Annotated in this window: 17 protein-coding genes; 12 read left to right on the plus strand and 5 right to left on the minus strand. The window is 64.6% G+C overall.

From position 1 onward, the window contains the following. Nucleotides 1-217: 217 nt before the first annotated feature. Nucleotides 218-2281 (minus strand): LTA synthase family protein, encoded by a 2064-nt coding sequence (locus ACSVIK_RS07540; RefSeq protein ID WP_442443732.1) that lies wholly within the window; start codon nucleotides 2279-2281, stop codon nucleotides 218-220. Between the two features lie 175 nt (nucleotides 2282-2456). Between ACSVIK_RS07540 and ACSVIK_RS07545 the strand changes: the two genes are divergently transcribed. Continuing rightward, a complete protein-coding gene (locus ACSVIK_RS07545; protein ID WP_442443733.1) occupies nucleotides 2457-4388 on the plus strand; it encodes a putative nucleotidyltransferase substrate binding domain-containing protein in 1932 nt (643 codons plus the stop codon). Next, nucleotides 4385-5092, plus strand: a complete 708-nt coding sequence (locus ACSVIK_RS07550; RefSeq protein WP_442443734.1) for a 3'-5' exonuclease — start codon at nucleotides 4385-4387, stop codon at nucleotides 5090-5092. The genes ACSVIK_RS07545 and ACSVIK_RS07550 overlap by 4 nt, the downstream gene beginning before the upstream one ends. Nucleotides 5093-5102: 10 nt before the next feature. Here the strand turns inward: ACSVIK_RS07550 and ACSVIK_RS07555 are convergent, their stop codons facing one another. The 4 genes from ACSVIK_RS07555 to ACSVIK_RS07570 all read right to left on the minus strand — a co-directional run bounded on the left by ACSVIK_RS07555 (nucleotide 5103) and on the right by ACSVIK_RS07570 (nucleotide 8942). Further along, on the minus strand, nucleotides 5103-6077 hold the full coding sequence (locus ACSVIK_RS07555; protein WP_442443735.1) for a serine/threonine protein kinase: 975 nt from the start codon (nucleotides 6075-6077) through the stop codon (nucleotides 5103-5105). Nucleotides 6078-7062: 985 nt separating this feature from the next. Further along, nucleotides 7063-7827, minus strand: coding sequence for a TOBE domain-containing protein (locus ACSVIK_RS07560; protein WP_442443875.1), 765 nt, complete (start codon nucleotides 7825-7827; stop codon nucleotides 7063-7065). A 56-nt stretch (nucleotides 7828-7883) separates the two neighbouring features. Further along, nucleotides 7884-8606 (minus strand): ComF family protein, encoded by a 723-nt coding sequence (locus ACSVIK_RS07565; RefSeq protein WP_442443736.1) that lies wholly within the window; start codon nucleotides 8604-8606, stop codon nucleotides 7884-7886. Between the two features lie 42 nt (nucleotides 8607-8648). Further along, nucleotides 8649-8942, minus strand: coding sequence for a hypothetical protein (locus ACSVIK_RS07570; RefSeq protein WP_442443737.1), 294 nt, complete (start codon nucleotides 8940-8942; stop codon nucleotides 8649-8651). 193 nt (nucleotides 8943-9135) lie between these two features. Between ACSVIK_RS07570 and bioB the strand changes: the two genes are divergently transcribed. The 10 genes from bioB to ACSVIK_RS07620 all read left to right on the plus strand — a co-directional run bounded on the left by bioB (nucleotide 9136) and on the right by ACSVIK_RS07620 (nucleotide 20448). After that, nucleotides 9136-10191 (plus strand): biotin synthase BioB, encoded by a 1056-nt coding sequence (gene bioB, locus ACSVIK_RS07575; protein WP_442443738.1) that lies wholly within the window; start codon nucleotides 9136-9138, stop codon nucleotides 10189-10191. Nucleotides 10192-10279: 88 nt separating this feature from the next. Beyond that, nucleotides 10280-11449 carry an 8-amino-7-oxononanoate synthase gene (gene bioF, locus ACSVIK_RS07580; RefSeq protein ID WP_442443739.1) on the plus strand — a complete coding sequence of 390 codons (1170 nt, stop codon included), beginning with the start codon at nucleotides 10280-10282 and terminating at the stop codon, nucleotides 11447-11449. Further along, nucleotides 11442-12170, plus strand: a complete 729-nt coding sequence (locus ACSVIK_RS07585) for an alpha/beta fold hydrolase (RefSeq protein ID WP_442443740.1) — start codon at nucleotides 11442-11444, stop codon at nucleotides 12168-12170. Before bioF ends, ACSVIK_RS07585 begins: the two co-directional genes overlap by 8 nt. Next, nucleotides 12157-12999 carry a malonyl-ACP O-methyltransferase BioC gene (bioC, locus tag ACSVIK_RS07590; protein WP_442443741.1) on the plus strand — a complete coding sequence of 281 codons (843 nt, stop codon included), beginning with the start codon at nucleotides 12157-12159 and terminating at the stop codon, nucleotides 12997-12999. The genes ACSVIK_RS07585 and bioC overlap by 14 nt, the downstream gene beginning before the upstream one ends. Before the next feature lie 21 nt (nucleotides 13000-13020). Further along, on the plus strand, nucleotides 13021-13707 hold the full coding sequence (gene bioD / locus ACSVIK_RS07595) for a dethiobiotin synthase (protein WP_442443742.1): 687 nt from the start codon (nucleotides 13021-13023) through the stop codon (nucleotides 13705-13707). Between the two features lie 98 nt (nucleotides 13708-13805). Next, the gene (locus ACSVIK_RS07600) at nucleotides 13806-14105 is read left to right on the plus strand and encodes a hypothetical protein (RefSeq protein WP_442443743.1); all 300 of its coding nucleotides are present in this window, start codon (nucleotides 13806-13808) and stop codon (nucleotides 14103-14105) included. Between the two features lie 54 nt (nucleotides 14106-14159). After that, entirely contained in the window at nucleotides 14160-14888 is a 729-nt protein-coding gene (locus ACSVIK_RS07605; protein WP_442443744.1) for a putative metalloprotease CJM1_0395 family protein, read from the plus strand. A gap of 165 nt (nucleotides 14889-15053) precedes the next feature. Continuing rightward, the gene (locus tag ACSVIK_RS07610; RefSeq protein ID WP_442443745.1) at nucleotides 15054-16859 is read left to right on the plus strand and encodes a phenylacyl-CoA dehydrogenase; all 1806 of its coding nucleotides are present in this window, start codon (nucleotides 15054-15056) and stop codon (nucleotides 16857-16859) included. 384 nt (nucleotides 16860-17243) lie between these two features. Beyond that, nucleotides 17244-18533, plus strand: a complete 1290-nt coding sequence (locus ACSVIK_RS07615; RefSeq protein ID WP_442443876.1) for a GGDEF domain-containing protein — start codon at nucleotides 17244-17246, stop codon at nucleotides 18531-18533. Nucleotides 18534-18669: 136 nt separating this feature from the next. Beyond that, on the plus strand, nucleotides 18670-20448 hold the full coding sequence (locus ACSVIK_RS07620) for an acyl-CoA dehydrogenase C-terminal domain-containing protein (protein ID WP_442443746.1): 1779 nt from the start codon (nucleotides 18670-18672) through the stop codon (nucleotides 20446-20448). Nucleotides 20449-21122: the final 674 nt, after the last annotated feature.

Here is a 21122-nt window from a genome sequence, read left to right on the forward strand (position 1 = left end):
AGTCGAGCGAAGCGAGACCCGGATGGCGGGGGTGCGTTTCTTTTGCTTACTTTTCTTTGCGCATTTCAAAGAAAAGTCAGTCGCCGAGGGGCGAAACCCGTAATACCTGAAAACACCGGAGCGGCGGCAAGGACACCAAGGCAAGCCAAAACACAATTTTTCCAGCCCACTATCAGAGAGATTCCGAAGAACCTCTTCTGATACCCAAAACCACCCCTCACCGATTACCCGGCACCTGCTTCGCATGAGCACCCGTGGTGTTATTGATCAGGCTATCGGTAGCCGTCTGCTCGAGCGCCGAAAGCTTGTGCTCCATCTCACTACGCAGTTGCGGCTCATCGACCACCTTGCCACCGGCCTCACGCCCCAGCCAGTAGCGGTACAGATGTGCCTCGCGATCACGCGGCTTGACCAGGATGTGCTCGCCACTGACCAATGCCACGGTCGGGTCGCTGCCCGACGGTTTGATCACCGCCACACCGGCATCGCCTTCAGGAAGGCTGAGCAGGTCACGCCCCCAGCATTGCTGCTGCGTCGGCTCGCCCAGGCGGCCCATGATGGTCGGCACCACGTCGATCTGGCTGCCGACGGTGTCTCGGCTGCTGCCGAAGGTTTCCTGCACACCAGGGCCGATCAGCAGCAGCGGAATGCTGAAGCGCGACAGGTCCATCTCGGTGATCTGTTCGTCGTTGCCGAAGCCGTGGTCGCCCAGAATCACGAACAGGGTGTCCTTGAAGTACGGCTCCTGGCGCGCCTTGGCGAAGAACTGGCCCAACGCCCAGTCGGCGTAGCGCATGGCGGTCAGGTGCTCGTCCAGCGAGCCATGGCCGGTGACGCGCTCCACTGGCAGGTTGTCCGGCAGGGCATAAGGCGTGTGGTTGGACAGGGTCTGCAGCAGGGCATAGAAGGGCTTGCCTTTCTTGTCCAGGCTGGCCAGCTCGTCGGCTGCGCGGTCGAACATGTCCTGGTCGGATACGCCCCAGGTCGGGTCGATGAACACCGGGTCGACGAAGTCCTCACGACCGACGAAGTTGCGCATGCCCTGGTTGGCGAAGAAGCCCGACTGGTTGTCCCAGGCGAAACTGCCGTTATAAACGTAGACGTCATCGTAACCACGAACGCTGAGCTGCTGCGGCAGCCCGGAGAACTGGTGGCCGCCCTCGGGCATGCGCATCAGGTACTCGAACCCCGGCAGGTTGGGGAAGCAGGCCATGGTGGCGAACATGCCCTGGTGGGTATGGGTGCCATTGGAGAAGAAGTGCTGGAACAGCAAGCCTTGCTTGGCCAGGGCGTCGAAGTTCGGGGTGATGCCGTCGGCATTGCCCATGGCGCCGATATAGCGGCCCGCCATGCTCTCCATGAGGATCACCACCACATTGCGCACCTGTGGCAGGCGGCCAGCGGCAGGCGGCGTGGTGACGCGACGGATCGCCGCCTGGTCGGCATCGATCAGCCGGTCGTTCGGCGTCAGCAGCAGCTTGCGCGTCGTTTGCAGCGCATCGGCTTCAGGTAGCGTCGCCTTCCAGCGGTTGTCGCCCTGGTCGGAGAAGAAGTAACTGGCGGCGCTCACCAGAGTCAGGGTGCCGTTGAGGCCGAGGTGGTTGGCGAACATCGACTCGGTGGTATAGGCATCGCCCCAGCGCAGTGGCGGGCCGGAACGCAAGGTGCCGCGGGCGGCCACCACGCAGACCAGCAGGAGCACCACGAACACCGCCGTGCGTGCCGGCCAGCGTGGCGTCTGAGCGTTGCTTTGCGCCCGTGTGGCACGTTCGATGCGGCGAAACAGCCAGGCCAGCAGGGCCGTGGCCACTGCCCAGGCGAGCAGCAGGCGCAGCACCGGAAAGCCGTTCCAGATCATGCTCGACACGGTGCCGAGGTCTTCCTGCATGTACTGGAACACCAGGCTGTTCAGGCGCTGGTGAAACTCGCGGTAGAAGTTCAGCTCCGCCACTGCCAGGAACAGGCACAGGCTGGTGGCGACGGTCAGCCAGATCACGTGCAAGTGCCGCGCGGCCATGGCCCGCACGCTGAACAGCGATAGCGTCAGCGGCAGGCAGAGATAGACGATCAGACGCAGGTCGAAGCGTGCGCCGTTGCAGAAGGCCTCGACGAAGCTAGCCAGCGGTGTCTGCCCGATCATCGCGTGGTTGTAGGCCAGCAGGCCGACTCGGGCCAGGGCGAATAGCAGCAGCATGCACAACGCGCTGCCGAAGATGAATGCCAGATGGCTGGCAACACTGACCGGGGCCGTCTCACGGACTGCGGGGGCGGATGACTGCATGGAATTGACGTGCTCTTCAGGAAAGACGAGGGTGTATCCAGTCTGTCCGAGCGCACGTCAAAATTTCGTCAAGAATGCCGCCATATCATCCTGCCGACCGCTGCGACTTAGGTGCAATGGGCAATTGCCCGGACAACGGGCACAATGCAGGCAAACAAGATCACGAGACCGCGCCATGAGCAAAGCGGACACGCTCGCCCAGGCGGGCAGGACGGCGGTGCTGCAGAACATCCACGGCACCATGGAGTTCCTGCAGAAGTTTCCGCCCTTCAACCAGATGGACACTGCGCACCTGGCGTTTCTGGTTGAGCATTGCCAACTGCGCTTCTATGCCGAAGGTGATTCGATCATCAAGCCCAGCGATGGCCCGGTCGAGCACTTCTATATCGTCAAGCAGGGCCGCGTGCATGGCGAGCGTCCACACTCGGCTCGGCGCGGCACCGAGACCACCTTCGAGATCACCGCCGGCGAGTGCTTCCCCCTGGCCGCGCTGATCGGCGAGCGGGCCACGCGCACCGAACACCTGGCCGCCGAAGACACCTTCTGCCTGCTGCTGGCCAAGCACGCCTTCGTCAAGCTGTTCGCCATTTCCAACCCGTTGCGCGACTTCGCCCTGCGCGGCGTCAGCAGCCTGCTCGATCAGGTCAACCAGCAGGTGCAGTTGCGTGCCGTGGAAACCCTCGGCGCGCAATATTCGCTGGACACCCGCCTGGGCGAGCTGGCCATGCGCCAACCCGTCGGCTGCGCCCCGGATACCTCAGTGCGCGATGCCGTGCGGCTGATGCACGAACAGCATGTCGGCAGCATCGTCATTCTCGACCCACAGCGCCGCCCGCAGGGCATCTTCACCCTGCGTGACCTGCGTCGGGTGGTGGCCGACGGCGTCGACCTGGCACAGCCGATCAGCGCGCTGATGACCGCCGAGCCTTTCCATCTACCCCCCGATGCCAGCGCCTTCGACGCCGCCATCGCCATGACTGAACGGCATATCGCCCACGTCTGCCTGGTGGAGAACGGGCAGCTCTGTGGGGTGATCTCCGAGCGCGACCTGTTCAGCCTGCAACGGGTCGATCTGGTGCACCTGGCACGCACCATCCGCCATGCCGGCAAGATCGAGACCCTGGCCGGGCTGCGCAGCGATATCCGCCTGCTGGTCGATCGCATGCTCGCCCACGGCGCCAGCTCGACGCAGATCACCCATATCGTCACCCTGCTCAACGACCACACCGTGTGCCGGGTGATCGAGCTGACTCTCGAAGAATTGGGCGACCCCGGCGTGCCTTTCACCTGGCTGTGCTTCGGCAGCGAAGGTCGTCGCGAACAGACCCTGCACACCGACCAGGACAACGGCATTCTCTTCGAGGCCGCCGATGCTGCCGAAGCCGCCGCCATTCGCGGGCGCCTGCTGCCTCTGGCTGCCGAGATCAACCAGCGTCTGGCGCAATGCGGTTTCACCCTGTGCAAGGGCAACATCATGGCCGGCAACCCCGAGCTGTGCCTGTCACGCCAGGAGTGGTCGCGGCGCTTCGCCCGTTTCGTCAGCGAGGCCACGCCGGAAAACCTTTTGCGCTCGTCGATCTACTTCGACCTGCGCAGCGTCTGGGGGCCGGTCGAGGGCTGCGAGCAACTGCGCAGCGAGCTGCTTGAACGGGTCGCCGGCAACAGCCTGTTCCAGCGCATGCTGGCCGAGAACGCCCTGCGCCAGCGCCCGCCCGTGGGACGATTCCGCGACTTCGTGGTGGCCCGCTCGGGCGCCGACAAGGATACCCTCGACCTCAAGGTGCAGGGCCTGACGCCCTTCGTCGACGGTGCGCGGCTGCTGGCGCTGGCCAATGGCATCGGCGCCGTGGGTACGCTGGAGCGTCTGCGTGCCCTGGTCAGCCGTGGGGTGATCGAAGCACAGGACGGCGCAGCCTTCGAGGAGGCCTATCATTTCATCCAGCAGACGCGCATGCAGCAGCACCAATTGCAGGCGCGCGATGAGTTGCCATATTCCAACCGTCTCGACCCCGACAGCCTCAATCTGCTGGATCGGCGCATCCTGCGCGAGTCCTTTCGCCAGGCGCAGCGCCTGCAGAGCAGCCTGAGCATGAGGTATCAGCTATGAGCAGGTTCACCTGGTTCAGTGGCCGTGGCCCGGCCCTGACCCAGCAGCAAATTGAGCGGCGCCAGGCTTTGGCGCTGCCGGCACCGCTGGACGAGCGCCCGCTGCATCAGCAGCGCTTCGTCGTCCTCGATCTGGAAACCACCGGCCTGAACCTGCGCCGTGACCTGGTGCTAGCCATCGGCGCGGTGGTGATCGACAACGGCGCCATCGACTTCGCCGAGCAGTTCGAGTGCACCCTGTGCCGGCCGAATCACCAGGCCAGCGTCAGCACCCTGATCCATGGCATCGCCCCCAGCGAGGTGGCGCGTGGCGTCGATCCGGCGCAGGCGCTGCTGGAGTTCATGGAGTTCGTCGGCGACAGCCCGCTGCTGGCGTTTCACGCCGGGTTCGACCAGCGCATGCTGGCCCGCGCGCTCAAGCAGAGCCTGGACTATCGCCTGCAGCATCACTTCTTCGACGTCGCCGAGATCGCGCCGCTGCTGTGCCCCGACAACGCGTCGCAGCTCCGCGGCCTGGACGCCTGGGTCGATGCCTTCGGCCTGCAGGTGCAGCAGCGTCACCATGCCAGCGCCGATGCGCTGGTCACCGCCGAACTGGCCCTGATGCTGTTCAGCAAGGCGCGGCGCCAGGGCATCGATAGCCTGGTCGAACTGCAGAGCCAGTTGGTCAGCCGGCGGCGTCGGCAGCACGCCATGTCGCTCTGAGCGCCCAGCGCTAGAACAGCCGCAGCGGCTCCTCGTCCAGCGCCGCCAACTGCTCGCGCAAGGCGAGGATCTGGTCGCCCCAATAGCGTTCGCCGGCGAACCAGGGGAAGGCCAGAGGGAAGGCCGGATCATCCCAGCGCTTGGCGATCCAGGCGCTGTGATGCATCAGGCGCAGGGCGCGCAGGCCTTCGATCAGCGGTAGCTCGCGGGCGGCGAAATCGTGGAACTCCTGATAGCCGTCCACCAGTTCGGCGAGCTGGCCGAGGCGTTCATGGCGCTCGCCGGCCAGCATCATCCACAAGTCCTGTACCGCCGGGCCCATGCGGCAGTCGTCGAGGTCGACCATATGGAAGGCGTCGTCGCGGCACAGCAGGTTGCCAGGGTGGCAGTCACCGTGCAGGCGAATGGGCTGGTAGCGCACGTCGGCGAAAAGCTGATCGAGGCGCGCCAGCAGATCGCGCGCCACCGAGGAGTAGGCCGGCAGCAGGCTCTTGGGCACGAAACCGCCATCGAGCAGCGAGGCCAGAGCGGCGTGACCGAAGTTGTCCACACCCAGGGTTTCGCGATGGACGAAGGGGCGGCTGGCACCGATGGCATGCATGCGCCCGAGTAGTTGGCCGAGGCGATAGAGCTGATCCAGGTTGCCCGGCTCGGGCGCGCGCCCGCCACGGCGCGGGAACAGGGCGAAACGAAAGCCGCCATGCGCGAACAGCGTCTCGCCATCGCGCGCCAGGGGCGCCACCACTGGCACTTCGTGCTCGGTCAGTTCCTGGCTGAAGGCATGCTCTTCACGAATCGCCGCATCGCTCCAGCGATCCGGGCGGTAGAACTTGGCGATCAGCGGCGTTTCCCCTTCGATGCCCACCTGATAGACGCGGTTTTCGTAGCTGTTCAGTGCCAGCACGCGGGCATCGCTCAGATAGCCGAGGCTCTCCACGGCATCGAGCACCAGATCCGGGGTGAGGGTGGCGAAGGGATGGCTCATGGCGGGCTCCTAGGGCATGGCTGCACAGTCTAGCGGCTTGGCAGGGGCACGGGTTCGCTTCGCGGAAAATTAGGGTTCATCCTATTTTATGGGCGATGCCTGGTTGACACCGGGATGGCAAGTTTGTGTGAGTGCTTGTTGCTTGTTGCTTGTTGCTTGTTGCTTGTTGCTTGTTCCGAATTGCCGCGTTTTTGTTGAAAGTTTTGGTTTCGCCCTCCCGGGCGAGTCACTTTTGGGGCAAAAGTAACCAAAACCTCCGCCCTTTCATCCGGCCCTCGCTACGCGAGGGTTCGCTCACTCCATCATCGCTCCAGAGGCCCGCCGCGGTGGGCCATCCCTGGCCCATCGCGGCTCTCGCGACATCCATGTCGCTCAACCTCTTCCACGACGATTCCGTTCGCCCTCCTGGGCGGGCTCTGCACGCGCCTGAACCTTAGGTAACTCAGGTCTAGCTGGGAGTGGTTGAGCATTAGGTCAGCCTTAGGGCTGACCAGAATGCCGGCTTAAAGCCGGCAAGCTATCCAAACGCATGAAACTACGTGAATGAAACTATTGGTTTAATTCGACGGCCACATCGCGACTTCACAGCTCTCAGAGCACTCAGGACTAACCTGGCATACCTGTTCGTTCAGGCGCGCAAATGCCCCCTTCAGGAGGCCGAACGTAGGCACTGCGCAGGGGGCGAGCGGCATGGATGCCGCGAGAGGCGTGATGGGCCAGGGATGGCCCATGTACGCCGACCCCGGAGCAGTGCCGGAGTGAGGGAAGTCGAGCGAAGCGAGACCCGGATGGCGGGGGTGCGTTTCTTTTGCTTACTTTTCTTTGCGCATTTCAAAGAAAAGTCAGTCGCCCGAGGGGGCGAAACAAGAAGCCCCAGCAAACGCCGAAGCGGCGTCCAAAACACCCAACGAACCAACACGAGCCAACACACAAACTTGCCAGTCCGGTGTCAATTGTGCGGGGCGCTTCCCGGATTGCATCCGGGCTACAACTGCGTGCCCAGCAGCACCTGGCTGGCGGCGAACTGTGCGCTTACCTGTGTGCCAACTGTGAGCCCCAGGCGCTGCAAGCGCTCGGCATCGGCCTGAGCGCAGAGGGTCTGGCCATTGGGCAAGGCGATGCGCACTTCGCTGGGGCCGTCGCTGGCCGGCAGGATCTGCTCGATCAGTCCCTCCAGGCAGTTGTCGGCATCCGCAGTAACTGGCGAGACAGGCTGCAGTTCCAGCCAGCCAGCCTTGATCAGCGCCACCACGCTGCTGCCGATCAGCAGTTGCAGGCGCTCCGTGCTGTCGCGGGTGATCTGTGCGCGCAGGCTCAGGCCGCCAGGCAGTTCGATGTCGATAAGCTGGTTATGCCCCTGCGCCTCGATGCCGCGTACTCGCCCGGCCAGTTGGTTGCGCGCGCTGGTGCGCAGCATCAGGCGCCCCAGCAGTTGCAGGTCGGCATCATCCTCGGCGGCCAACAGCAACTGCGCCTGCAGGGCCTGCACCCGCTGGTGCAGCGCCAGCAGCCGGGCGCCGGCGGGAGTCAGGCTGGCACCGCCGCCGCCCTTGCCGCCGACGCTGCGGCTGACCAGCGGCTGGTCGGCCAGGTTGTTCAGCTCGTCGATGGCATCCCAGGCGGCCTTGTAGCTCAGCCCGGCGGCCTTGGCGGCGCGGGTGATCGAGCCTTGCGTGGCGATCTGTTCCAGCAGGGCCAGGCGCTGCGGGCGGCGGTTGAGCATCTGCGCGAGAGGGTCGAGCTGCGGCATGGCGGGTGGGGTCGGCAAAGGTGGGGCGACAAGCATACCCAATCGCCAAGTCTGGTTCAGTCCCCGGGTGGCGGCGTGCGCGCCAGGCAGTAGACATCCACCCGCGCGGCGCCTGCGCGCAGCAACAGGCGGGCGAGGGTATTGGCGGTAGCGCCGGTGGTCAGCACGTCGTCGACCAGGGCCAGATGTTGCCCTGCGATCTTTGTGGCGTCGACCACCTGGAAGGCCTGGCGCAGGTTGCGCTTGCGCGTGGCGGCGTCCAGGCCCTGTTGGGCGGGTGTGTCCTGCGTGCGCAGCAGCCAGTCGTCGTGCGCGGGAATCTGCAAGGCGCGGCTCAGCCAGTCGGCGAGCATGCGCGCCTGGTTGAAGCCGCGCTGGCGCTCACGTTTGCGCGCCAGGGGCACGGCTAGCAGCGCCTGTGGCCGAGGCAGGCCTTCGTCGTAGGCATGCTGCAGGTGTTCGGCCAGCAGCTCGCCGAGCAGGCGGCCGAAGGGCCATTGCCCCTGATGCTTGAAGCGGGTGATCAGGTTGTCCACCGGGAAGGCGTAGCGCCAGGGCGCCTCGACACGGGCGAAGGCGGGTGGCTTTTTCTGGCAGGCGCCGCAGATCATGCCCTGAGCGGGCAAGGGCAGTGCGCATACCTGGCAGTGACTGCCGAGCCAGGGCAGCTCGGCTTCGCAGGCAGTGCAGATGCCGTGGTGCGGATGATCCGTGGCTTCGTCGCACAACTGGCAGTGACGGCGCACCTTCAGCCAGGCGGGCAGTGGTAGCAGGGGCATGTTCGCGCGTCCTTGCAGCGGAGTCCTGAGCCTAGTCGCACATCAGCGAATCAGCCAACCCATCACCATCAGCCCCAGCAACAGCCAGATCACCCCGCCGATGATGGAGCGCCTGAGCAGGGCGCGCACGCCGTTGTAGAGGAACAAGAGACCAATGATCAGCAGGAGGATGCTGAAGATCGAGCTGTCCATGCCGATGGCGTTGGCCAGTCCATGGAGGAAGTCGTCGATGGCATCGGCCACGGCGCTCAGCGCGCCGGAGAGCATGTCGACGACGAAGCGGATGATCCGGCCGAGCGCCTCGCCCAGTCCCTCGAAGAAACCTTCTACCTGCATGTCATGCTTCCTGTTCTGCGTTGATCATTGGGCCTTGGGCCATCAGGGAAGTTCTGTGGTTATTTTTTGCTCATGTGTAAACCTGTGTCTTTTTAGTGGTTGACAGCGTTCCAAGGCTTTCTATGATGGCCTCAGCCTGAATGCCCCCATGGGCCCGACAACAGACGCAAGCAAGCGTCGAGGGACTTCGCTGATGAGCGCAACCGCCACCACCACCCGCCACGACTGGACGCTCGCCGAAGTGCGGGCGCTGTTCGAGCAACCGTTCAACGACCTGCTGTTCCAGGCGCAGAGCGTGCATCGTGAGCACTTCGACCCCAACCGCGTGCAGGTTTCCACCCTGCTGTCGATCAAGACCGGCGCCTGCCCGGAAGACTGCAAGTACTGCCCACAGTCCGGCCACTACAACACCGGCCTGGACAAGGAAAAACTGATGGAAGTGCAGAAGGTGCTGGAGGCGGCCGCCGAGGCCAAGGCCATCGGCTCCACGCGCTTCTGCATGGGCGCGGCGTGGAAGCATCCGTCGGCCAAGGACATGCCCTACGTGCTGGAGATGGTCAAGGGCGTGAAGAAGCTCGGCCTGGAAACCTGCATGACCCTAGGGCGCCTCGACCAGGAGCAGACCCAGGCGCTGGCCGAAGCGGGCCTGGACTACTACAACCACAACCTCGACACCTCGCCGGAGTTCTACGGCAACATCATCACCACCCGCACCTATGGCGAGCGCCTGCAGACCCTGGCCTACGTGCGCGAGGCGGGGATGAAGATCTGCTCCGGCGGCATTCTCGGCATGGGCGAGTCGCTGGACGACCGCGCAGGCCTCTTGATCCAGTTGGCCAACCTGCCGGAGCACCCTGAGTCGGTGCCGATCAACATGCTGGTCAAGGTCAAGGGCACGCCATTGGCCGAGGAGAAGGACGTCGACCCTTTCGACTTCATCCGTACACTGGCCGTGGCGCGCATCATGATGCCGAAATCCCACGTGCGCCTCTCTGCTGGCCGCGAGCAGATGAACGAGCAGATGCAGGCCCTGGCCTTCATGGCCGGCGCCAACTCGATCTTCTACGGCGAGAAGCTGCTGACCACCGGCAATCCCCAGGCGGACAAGGACATGGCCCTGTTCAAGCGCCTCGGCATCAAGCCAGAGGAGCGCGAGGAGCACGCCGACGAGGTGCACCAGGCCGCCATCGAGCAGGCGCTGGTCGAGCAGCGCGATTCGCAACTTTTCTACAACGCGGCCTCGGCCTGATTCCTTTTATGTAGGAGCGAGCTCTGCTCGCGAATGACACCTTGTCCTGTATTTTCGCTCGCGACGCTCGCTCCTACGGAAACCGTGCATGAGCTTTGATCTTGCTGCTCGCCTCGCCGAACGCCAGGCTGCTGATCTGTTTCGCCAACGACCCTTGCTGGACAGCCCGCAGGGGCCGCAGGTGCGGGTCGACGGTCGGCCGCTGCTGGCCTTTTGTTCCAACGATTATCTTGGCCTGGCCAACCACCCCGAAGTGACTCGCGCGCTGCAGCAGGGTGCGGAGAAATGGGGTGTTGGCGGCGGTGCCTCGCACCTGGTGATCGGCCACAGCACGCCGCACCATGAGCTGGAAGAGGCGCTGGCTGCGTTCACCGGGCGCCCGCGTGCGCTGCTGTTTTCTACCGGCTACATGGCCAACCTGGCTGCCGTCACCGCGTTGGTGGGGCAGGGTGACAGCGTGCTGGAGGATCGTCTCAACCACGCCTCGCTGCTCGACGCGGGGCTGCTGTCCGGCGCGCGCTTCTCGCGTTATCTGCACAATGATGCGGTCAGCCTGGCCAATCGTCTGCGCAAGGCCAGCGGCAACTGCCTGGTGGTGACCGATGGGGTGTTCAGCATGGACGGCGATCTGGCCGATCTGCCGGCTCTGTGCGCCGAGGCGCGTGCCCGCCAGGCCTGGCTGATGGTCGACGATGCCCATGGCTTCGGCCCGCTGGGCGCCACGGGCGGCGGTATCGTCGAGCACTTCGGCCTGGGTCAGGACGATGTGCAGGTGCTGGTCGGCACCTTGGGCAAGGCCTTCGGTACGGCCGGGGCTTTCGTCGCTGGCAGCGAGGAACTGATCGAGACCCTGATCCAGTTCGCCCGGCCCTATATCTACACCACCAGCCAGCCACCGGCGGTGGCCTGCGCCACCCTGAAGAGTCTGGAGCTGCTGCGCAGCGAAAGCTGGCGTCGGGAACACCTGCAGCGCCTGATCACGCGCTTTCGTCAGGGCGCTGCGGAAATCGGCCTGAGCCTGATGGACAGCTTCACGCCGATCCAGCCGATTCTGGTGGGCGACAGCGCCCGTGCGTTGCAGCTCTCCGCTCTGCTCAAGGATCGTGGCCTGCTGGTGGGTGCCATCCGCCCGCCCACCGTGCCGACGGGCAGCGCGCGGCTGCGTGTCACCCTGTCCGCCGCGCACAGCGAGGCGCAGCTCGAACGGCTGCTGGAAGCCTTGGCCGAGTGCTGGCCGCTGGTGAGCCCCGATGACTGAACGAGTGATCCTGTTGCCAGGCTGGGGCCTGGACGGCGCGCTGCTACAACCCTTGGCCGAAGCCCTGGGCGATACCCTGCAGGTGGCGATTGCGCCATTGCCAAGGCTGACCACCGCAGACCCCGGCGCCTGGCTCGATGAGCTGGATGCGCGGTTGCCCAGCGATTGCTGGCTGGCCGGCTGGTCGCTGGGCGGCATGCTTGCCAGTGCCCTGGCGGCGCGCCGTGGTGCGCGCTGTCGCGGGTTGATCGGCCTGGCTAGCAATGCCTGTTTTGTGGCCAGCGAGGCCTGGCCTACGGCCATGCTCGCGGAGACTCATGCCGTGTTCCAACAGGGCTGTGAAGCCAACCCCGCTGCCACGCTCAAGCGCTTCGCCATGCTCTGTGCTCAGGGTGCTGCCGATGCGCGTGGCCTGTCCCGGCAGTTGCAGGCTCATCTGCAGAGCAACGCAGACGAGCACCTGCTCGCCGGGCTCGAAGTACTGGCCCGGCTGGATAATCGCAGCGCTCTGGCGAGCTACTCCGGGCCGCAACTGCACCTGCTGGCCGAGCAGGATGCCCTGGTGCCGGCGGCAGCCGGCGAAGCCTTGTTGGCGCTGCTGCCGGCTGGCGAGGTGGACGTGCTGGAAGGTTGCAGCCATGCCTTCGTGCTGGAGCAGGCTGCCAGCGTCGCCGCCCTGATGCTCGACTTCATCCGCGAGGCTGCCGATGGCGACCTGTAGGGTGCGCCCTGCGCACCGGCTGCCTGAATCTCAGGAAGCTCCGCCCGGGTTGCTGCCGGACAAACGCCAGGTAGCGGCGTCCTTCTCCCGGGCGGCGGCCAGCTACGATGCCGTCGCCGAATTGCAGCGCCGTGTCGGTGGCGAGTTGCTGGCGCGCTTGCCGACGGATGTGCAGCCAAGGCGTTGGCTGGATCTGGGCAGCGGCACCGGCCATTTCACCCGGGCCTTGGCCGCGCGCTTCGACGGCACCGAAGGCCTGGCCCTGGATATCGCCGAAGGTATGTTGCGCCACGCCAGGCCCCAGGGGGGCGCTACGCATTTCATCGCTGGCGATGCCGAGGCGCTGCCCTTGCAGGACGCCTGCCTCGACCTGCTGTTCTCCAGCCTGGCGCTGCAATGGTGCGCCGACTTCGCCCTGGTGCTGCAGGAGGCCGCGCGGGTCTTGCAGCCAGGTGGTGTGCTGGCCTTTTCCAGCCTGTGCGTCGGTACCCTGCAGGAGTTGCGCGACAGTTGGCAGGCGGTCGATGGCTTCGTCCACGTCAATCGTTTCCGACACTTCGAGGATTACCAGCGTCTGTGCGCAGCCAGCGAGCTGCAGGTGCTGAGCCTGCAACGCCAGGCCCAGCGCCTGCATTTTGCCGATTTGCGCAGCCTGACCCGTTCGCTCAAGGACATCGGCGCGCACAACCTCAACCCCGGCCGCCCGGATGGCCTCACCGGCCGCGCACGCATCGCCGCGCTGCTGGCGGCCTACGAGCGTTATCGCGAGACAGACGGCCTGCCGGTCACCTACCAGGTGGTCTATGGCGTCCTGCGCAAACCCCACTGACCCAGCCTGCGAGAGTCCCCCATGCCCCGTGCCTATTTCGTCACCGGCACCGACACCGAGATCGGCAAGACCACCATCGCCGCCGGCTTGCTGCATGCCGCGCGCCTGCGCGGCCTGAGTACCGCAGCGGCCAAGCCGGTGGCCTCCGGCTGCGTGATGACGGTGCAGGGGCTGCGCAACGACGACGCCCTGACCTTGCTCGGTGAGTGCTCGCTGGCGCTGCGTTACGAGGAGGTCAACCCGCTGGCCTTCGCCCCGGCCATCGCCCCGCATCTGGCGGCGCGCGAAGCCGGTGTGTTGCTGGATGTCACCACGCTGCAAAAGGCGGTGCAGGCCGTGCTCGACCGTGACGCGGATTTCACCCTGGTGGAAGGCGCAGGTGGCTGGCGCGTGCCGCTGGCCGGGCAGCAGACCCTGTCCGATCTGCCCGTGGCCTTGAACCTGCCGGTGATTCTGGTGGTGGGCGTGCGCCTCGGTTGCATCAACCACGCGGTGCTCAGTGCCGAGGCCATCGCCCGTGACGGCCTGCATCTGGCGGGTTGGGTGGCCAATATCGTCGATCCTGATACCTCGCGCCTTGCGGACAACCTCGCGACCCTGGGCGAACGCCTGCTAGCCCCCTGTCTGGGGCAGGTGCCCTGGCTGGCGCAACCCACGCCGGCAGCGGTGGCTGAGCACCTGTGCCTTGATGGCCTGTCGCTATCGTAATAAGCGGTAACGCGACCATAGCCATTTCTCTGTACATTTTTTAGGCAGTTTCTGCTTCAATACAGCTCATCAGCTTCCAACCCCGCGAGGGCGCTCATATGGAAATTTCTTCTAGCGCATTCAGTTCCGGCCTCAGTGGCATTCAGTCCGGTCAGCGCCGCGCTGAGCAAGCCGCCGTCGAAATTGCCGGCAACAGCCTGCCCGCTGCCCAGCCGGCGAACCCGAACCCTGCGCAGAATCAGGTCAATCCGACCCGGCAGAGCGCCGAGCCGACCAGCCCCGATCTGACCGAAAGCCTGGTCTCGCTGCGCGTTGCCGAAAACGAAGTCCGTGCCAACTCCAAGGTGGTCAAGACCGCCGACGAGGCGTTGGGCACCCTGATCGATACCCGCGCCTGACGGCGGCGGCCTCGTGCCCCGCTCGTTGGCTGTCATGCGGGAAGGCAGGCGCAGATGCAGATTGCCAGCAGTACCGCCTATATCCCCGCCCAGCCGTTAGCCTCAGCGGCACGGCCGCTTCCTTCCGACGCCACTCCCGATCTCGCCCGTTCCGATCTGGCTCCGGCCGCGCCGACGCAGGAGGCGCAGGCCGATAATGCCGCTTCGCCCCGCGAAGAGGCCGATCAGTCCCCTACAGATGGGCAGTCCGCCAGGCGCGAGCAGCAACTGCGCCAGGAACAAGCCGAAATCTCCCAACTGAGCCGCCGTGACCGCGAGGTGCGTGCGCACGAGCAGGCGCACGCTGCCGTGGGTGGGCAATACGCCGGTGCCCCCACGTACGACTTCAAGCGTGGGCCCGATGGCCAGCGTTATGCGATATCCGGTGAAGTCAGCATCGACGTCAGCCCGGTGCCCAACGATCCCGCAGCGACCCTGCAGAAAATGGAAATCGTCCGGCGTGCTGCGCTGGCCCCGGCCGAACCTTCCGCCCAGGATCTGAGCGTTGCCGCCATGGCCCAGGCTCAGGCGGCCCAGGCGCGCGTGGAATTGGCACAACAGCGTCGCGAAGAAGCCACCGAAGCCAGCGACGAAACGCAGCAGGGCAAGGAGCCGGCGGCGGATGGCGAGAAGCCCGCCAGCGGCGATTCCCAGCAGCCCTCCACGGCAGCGCCTAGTCTTGAGCTATACCGGCGTATCGGCGCCGAGCAGACGGTGGTATCGCGTATCGATCAGGTCGCCTGACCGGCCGAATGCCAGCGCTTGACAAAGGGGGAGCCCTAAACGTATGTTTCAAACGCCTGTTTGATTGCCGGCCCGCTTTCTGTGGCTAGGCAGCCGGGAGCGATCCCGCAGAGACCGAGAATCCGGTCATCCTGACAACTGACTCCATCGCAGAGGTTTACCGTTATGCCTGACTACAAGGCCCCCTTGCGTGACATTCGTTTCGTTCGTGACGAGCTGCTGGGCTATGAAGCTCACTATCAGAGCCTGCCAGGTTGTCAGGACGCCACCCCGGACATGGTCGACGCCATCCTCGAAGAGGGCGCCAAGTTCTGCGAGCAGGTACTGGCTCCGCTGAACCGCGTGGGTGACACCGAAGGCTGCACCTGGAGCGAGTCCGGCGTGAAGACCCCGACCGGCTTCAAGGAAGCCTATCAGCAGTTCGTCGAAGGTGGCTGGCCGAGCCTGGCGCACAGCGTCGAGCACGGTGGCCAGGGCCTGCCGGAATCCCTCGGCCTGGCCGTCAGCGAGATGGTCGGCACCGCCAACTGGGCCTGGGGCATGTACCCCGGTCTGTCCCATGGTGCGATGAACACCATCGAATCCCATGGCACCGACGAGCAGAAGCACACCTACCTGACCAAGCTGGTGTCCGGCGAGTGGACCGGCACCATGTGCCTGACCGAGCCGCATTGCGGCACCGACCTGGGCATGCTGCGCACCAAGGCCGAACCTCAGGCCGACGGCACCTACAAGGTCAGCGGTACCAAGATCTTCATTTCCGCGGGTGAGCACGACATGGCCGAGAACATCGTGCACATCGTGCTGGCGCGCCTGCCCGATGCACCGGCCGGTACCAAGGGTATCTCCCTGTTCATCGTGCCCAAGTTCCTGCCCAATGCCGAAGGCGGCGTGGGTGAGCGCAACGCCGTGGCCTGTGGCTCCATCGAGCACAAGATGGGCATTCACGGCAACGCCACCTGCGTGATGAACTTCGATGGCGCCACCGGCTTCCTCATCGGCCCGGCCAACAAGGGCCTGAACTGCATGTTCACCTTCATGAACACCGCTCGCCTGGGCACCGCGCTGCAAGGCCTGGCCCATGCCGAAGCCGGTTTCCAGGGTGGCATCAAGTACGCACGCGAGCGTCTGCAGATGCGTTCGCTGACCGGCCCGAAAGCGCCGGACAAGGCGGCTGACCCGATCATCGTGCACCCCGACGTGCGCCGCATGCTGCTGACCATGAAGGCCTTCGCCGAAGGCAACCGCGCCATGGTCTACTTCACCGCCAAGCAGGTGGACGTGGTCAAGTACAGCCAGAACGAAGAAGAGAAGAAGGCCGCTGACGAACTGCTGGCCTTCCTCACCCCGATCGCCAAGGCCTTCATGACCGAAGTGGGCTTCGAGTCTGCCTCCCACGGCATGCAGATCTACGGTGGCCACGGCTTCATCGCCGAGTGGGGCATGGAGCAGAACCTGCGCGACTGCCGCATCTCCATGATGTACGAAGGCACCACCGGCATTCAGGCGCTCGACCTGCTGGGCCGCAAGGTGCTGATGACTCAGGGCGGCGCGCTGAAGAACTTCACCAAGATCGTGCACAAGTTCTGCCAGGCCAACGAAGGCAACGAAGCCGTCAAGGAATTCGTCGAGCCGCTGGCCAAGCTGAACAAGGAGTGGGGCGACGTCACCATGAAGATCGGCATGGCGGCGATGAAGGATCGCGAGGAAGTCGGGGCCGCTTCGGTGGATTACCTGATGTACTCCGGTTATGCCTGCCTGGCCTACTTCTGGGCCGACATGGCGCGTGTGGCCGCCGAGAAACTGGCAGCCGGCGAAGGCGATGCCGCGTTCTATCAGGCCAAGCTGCAGACTGCGCGCTTCTACTTCGCGCGCATCCTGCCGCGTACCCGCACCCATGTCGAAGCCATGCTTTCGGGTGCCAGCAACCTGATGGACATGGACGAAGAGCACTTCGCGCTCGGCTTCTAAGTTTCAGCCTGCTGCAAGAGGAGCGCCGCCCATTGGGCGGCGTTCCCGTTTCTGCCTTAGCAGGCTGTTGAAAAACTACCTCGGCTTTGGCTTCCTGCGTCGCTCTACCTCCTGCATCCATGCAGTCGTGCGTTGGCAATACTGCGTTAAAAACAGCCTCAAAATGCTCATTTACAGCACGTAAACTCCGCTTTTTCGGCTGTTTGATTCGCTAGCGCTCACCCTTCGGGCCAGCCGTTGGCTGTTACTCCCGTTGGTCGTTGCGCCTTGTCTTGCCTGCCTCGCTTACGTTTTTCAACGGCCTGCTAGGAATGTCGCATTCCGTCGCTGTTTTCCTCCTGGGAAGCAGGCAGAATGCTTGTATCTTCCATCTCGGGTGCCGCCGTGATTCGTCTGGCCCGCTTGCGCTTCAGCCATTTCGTCTCGTCGTTGCCGTTTCTGCTCGGTGGCATGGTGGCCGCGCGCCTGCCCGTGCTCAACGAGTTCTTCATTTCCCTGTTCAACGTGTTGCCGACCCTGTTGTTGCTGCTCGGTGGCGCCTTCTGCATGGTCTATGGTCGGCAGCGCGAAGTGGTGCTGCTGGCGCTGCTCTATATCGGCTACTTCCTGCTCGATATCCAGGTCGATCACTTCCGCGAGCATGGTCAGGTGCGCAGCGATGCGGTGCTGGTGTTCCATCTGATCTGCCTGCTGCTGCCTGCGCTCTATGCCCTGTATGGCTGCTGGCAGGAGCGCTCGCACCTGCTGCAGGATCTGTTCGCCCGGGCACTGGTGCTGCTGGCGGTCGGCGCGGTGGCGCTCGGCCTGGCGCGACGCTATCCGCAGGGCATCGCCGACTGGCTGGTGCAGGTGCACTGGCCGGCGCTGCACGGTAGCTGGATGAGCCTGGCGCAACTGAGCTATGGCATGTTCCTGATCGCCTTCATCGCCCTGTCGGTGCAGTACCTGCGTCTACCCAGGCCGCTGCATGCCGCGCAACTGGTGGGGCTGCTCGGCCTGCTGTGGATGCTGCCGCAGGTGTTTATCCTGCCCCATGCATTGCAGGTGATGAGCAGCATGGTGATGCTCGTGCTGGTCGCCGCCGTGGCTCACGAGGCCTACCAGATGGCCTTTCGCGACGAACTCACCGGCCTGCCCGGGCGCCGTGCCCTCAACGAGCGCCTGCAGCGTCTGGGGCGTGACTACGTGATCGTCATGGTCGACGTCGATCATTTCAAGAAATTCAACGACACCCACGGCCATGACGTCGGCGATCAGGTGCTGCGCCTGGTCGCCAGTCTGCTGCGCAAGGTGGGCGGCGGTGGCAAGGCCTATCGTTATGGCGGCGAGGAGTTCACCTTGCTCTTTCCCGGCAAGAGTCTGGAGCAGTGCATGCCGCACATGGAGGCGGTGCGTCTGGCCATCGAGCAGTACCGCATGCAGTTGCGTGACAAGCAGAATCGGCCGCGCGACGATCGTCAGGGCAAGCAACATCGTACCGGCAAGAGTGCCAACGAGGTTTCGGTGACCGTGAGCATGGGCGCGGCCGAGCGCCAGGCGCAGCAGCGCCGCCCGCAGGAGGTGATCAAGGAGGCGGACAAGGCCCTGTACAGTGCCAAGGCGGCCGGGCGCAACTGCATTCGTAGTGCCGCGCAGCGACGTGGCGCGGTGCGTGTGGTGGTGGACGGGGACTGAATCGGGCGGCGTTCTCCCGTGCTGGCAAAACGCATACTGATGCTGGATCACTGGTCACAACACGACCCTATGTGTCTGTCGAGTTGTTGTATTAAGCTCGGCCTTCTGTCGTCAGTCCGTTTCCCGAGGATATGCCATGGCCGATTACAAAGCCCCCCTGCGCGACATGCGCTTCGTGCTCAATGAAGTATTCGAGGTCTCCAAGCTCTGGGCCGAGCTGCCGGCCCTGGCCGAGGTGGTGGACGAAGACACCGCCAATGCCATTCTCGAAGAGGCCGGCAAGGTCACTGCCGGCAGCATCGCCCCGCTGAACCGCAGCGGCGACGAGGAAGGCTGTTCCTGGGACAACGGCGTGGTGAAGACCCCGGCCGGCTTCCCCGAGGCCTACCGCACATACGCCGAAGGCGGCTGGGTCGGTGTCGGTGGTTCGCCGGAGTTCGGCGGCATGGGCATGCCCAAGGTGATCGGCGCCCAGGTCGAGGAAATGGTCAACTCGGCTAGCCTGTCCTTCGGCCTGTACCCGATGCTGACCGCTGGCGCCTGCCTGTCGATCCTCAACCACGCCAGCGAGGAACTGAAGGCGCAATACCTGCCGAACATGTATGCCGGCGTATGGGCCGGCTCCATGTGCCTGACCGAGCCGCACGCTGGCACTGACCTGGGCATCATTCGTACCAAGGCCGAACCCCAGGCCGATGGCAGTTACAAGATCAGCGGCACCAAGATCTTCATCACCGGCGGTGAGCACGATCTGACCGAGAACATCATTCACCTGGTATTGGCCAAGCTGCCGGACGCACCGGCCGGCCCGAAAGGCATCTCGCTGTTCCTGGTGCCGAAGATCATGGTCAATGCCGACGGCTCGCTGGGTGAGAAGAACGCCCTCGGTTGCGGCTCCATCGAACACAAGATGGGCATCAAGGCCTCGGCCACCTGCGTGATGAACTTCGACGGCGCCACCGGTTACCTGGTGGGCGAAGTGAACAAGGGCCTGGCGGCCATGTTCACCATGATGAACTACGAACGTCTGGGCGTCGGCATTCAGGGCCTGTCCCTCGGCGAGCGTAGCTACCAGAGCGCCATCGAATACGCCCGCGAGCGCATCCAGAGCCGCGCGCCGACCGGCCCGGTGGCCAAGGACAAGGCGGCCGACCCGATCATCGTGCATCCGGACGTGCGCCGCATGCTGCTGACCATGAAGGCGCTCAACGAGGGTGGTCGTGCCTTCTCCAGCTACGTCGCCATGCAGCTCGATACCGCCAAGTACAGCGAGGACAAGGCCACCGCCCAGCGCGCCGACGAACTGGTGGCGCTGCTCACCCCGGTGGCCAAGGCCTTCCTCACCGACATGGCGCTGGAAACCACCGTACATGGCCAGCAGATCTTCGGTGGCCACGGTTTCATCCGCGAGTGGGGCCAGGAGCAGCTGGTGCGCGACTGCCGTATCACCCAGATCTACGAAGGCACCAACGGCATTCAGTCGCTGGATCTGATGGGGCGCAAGATCGTCGGCAGCGGCGGTAGCTTCTACAAGCACTTCGCCGACGAGATCAAGGCCTTCGTCGCCTCGGCTGACGCTTCCCTGGCCGAGTTCACCCAGCCGTTGGCGGCTGCCGTGGAGAACCTCGACGGGCTGACCACCTGGGTGCTGGAGCAGGCCAAGAACAACCCCAACGAGATCGGTGCGGCCTCGGTCGAATACCTGCAGGTCTTCGGCTACACCGCCTACGCCTACATGTGGGCGCTGATGGCGCGTGCCGCGCTGGGCAAGGAAGGGCAGGATGAGTTCTACGCCAGCAAGCTGGGCACCGCGCGTTTCTTCTTTGCGCGTCTGCTGCCGCGCATTCATTCGCTGAGTGCGTCGGTCAAGGCGGGTAGCGAGTCGCTGTATCTGCTGGATGCTGCGCAGTTCTGAGCACTGTCGCTGTGTCCCGAACCCCGGCCTTCGCGCCGGGGTTTTTTATGGGTTATTCGTGCGGCTCACGGGGAAGTCAGTCTTGATACTGGACTGGCAAGTTTGTGTGTTGGTTTCGGTTGTTTCGGTGTTCAAGCTGCTTATTGGCGTTTAGCTGACGTCTCCTGTTTCGCCCCCGGCGACCTTCTTTTGTCAGACGCCACAAAAGAAGGCAAAAAGGCTTGGCCCCGCCATCCGGCCCCGGCTGCGCCGGGGTTCGTTCGCTCCATCGTCGCTCCGAGGGTCGGCGTACATGGGCCATCCCTGGCCCATTACGCCTCTCGCCGCATCCCTGCGGCTCGCCCCTCTGCGCAACGATTCCACTCACCCTCCTGAAGGGGCCATTCGCGCGCCTGAACGACCTGGCATTCCAAGGTATGCCAGGCATGCTCTGGTAGCTATGAAGTTGCGATGTGGTCGTGGAGTTAAACCAAAACTTTCATTCGCGCAGGGAGTACGGGACGTAGGTTGTGGTGCCGAACTCGGCATGGCCCGGCGGACTGTTCGCTGGCGCTCCTGAGTCCGCCCTACGGCTGACGTCATATTCAAGTACTCCACACTAATTCTGGGTTACCTAGGGTTCAGGCGCGTGCAGAGCCCGCCCAGGAGGGCGAACGGAATCGTCGTGGAAGAGG

The organism is Pseudomonas sp. NCHU5216, from assembly GCF_052156495.1.
Classification (GTDB): Bacteria; Pseudomonadota; Gammaproteobacteria; order Pseudomonadales; family Pseudomonadaceae; genus Aquipseudomonas.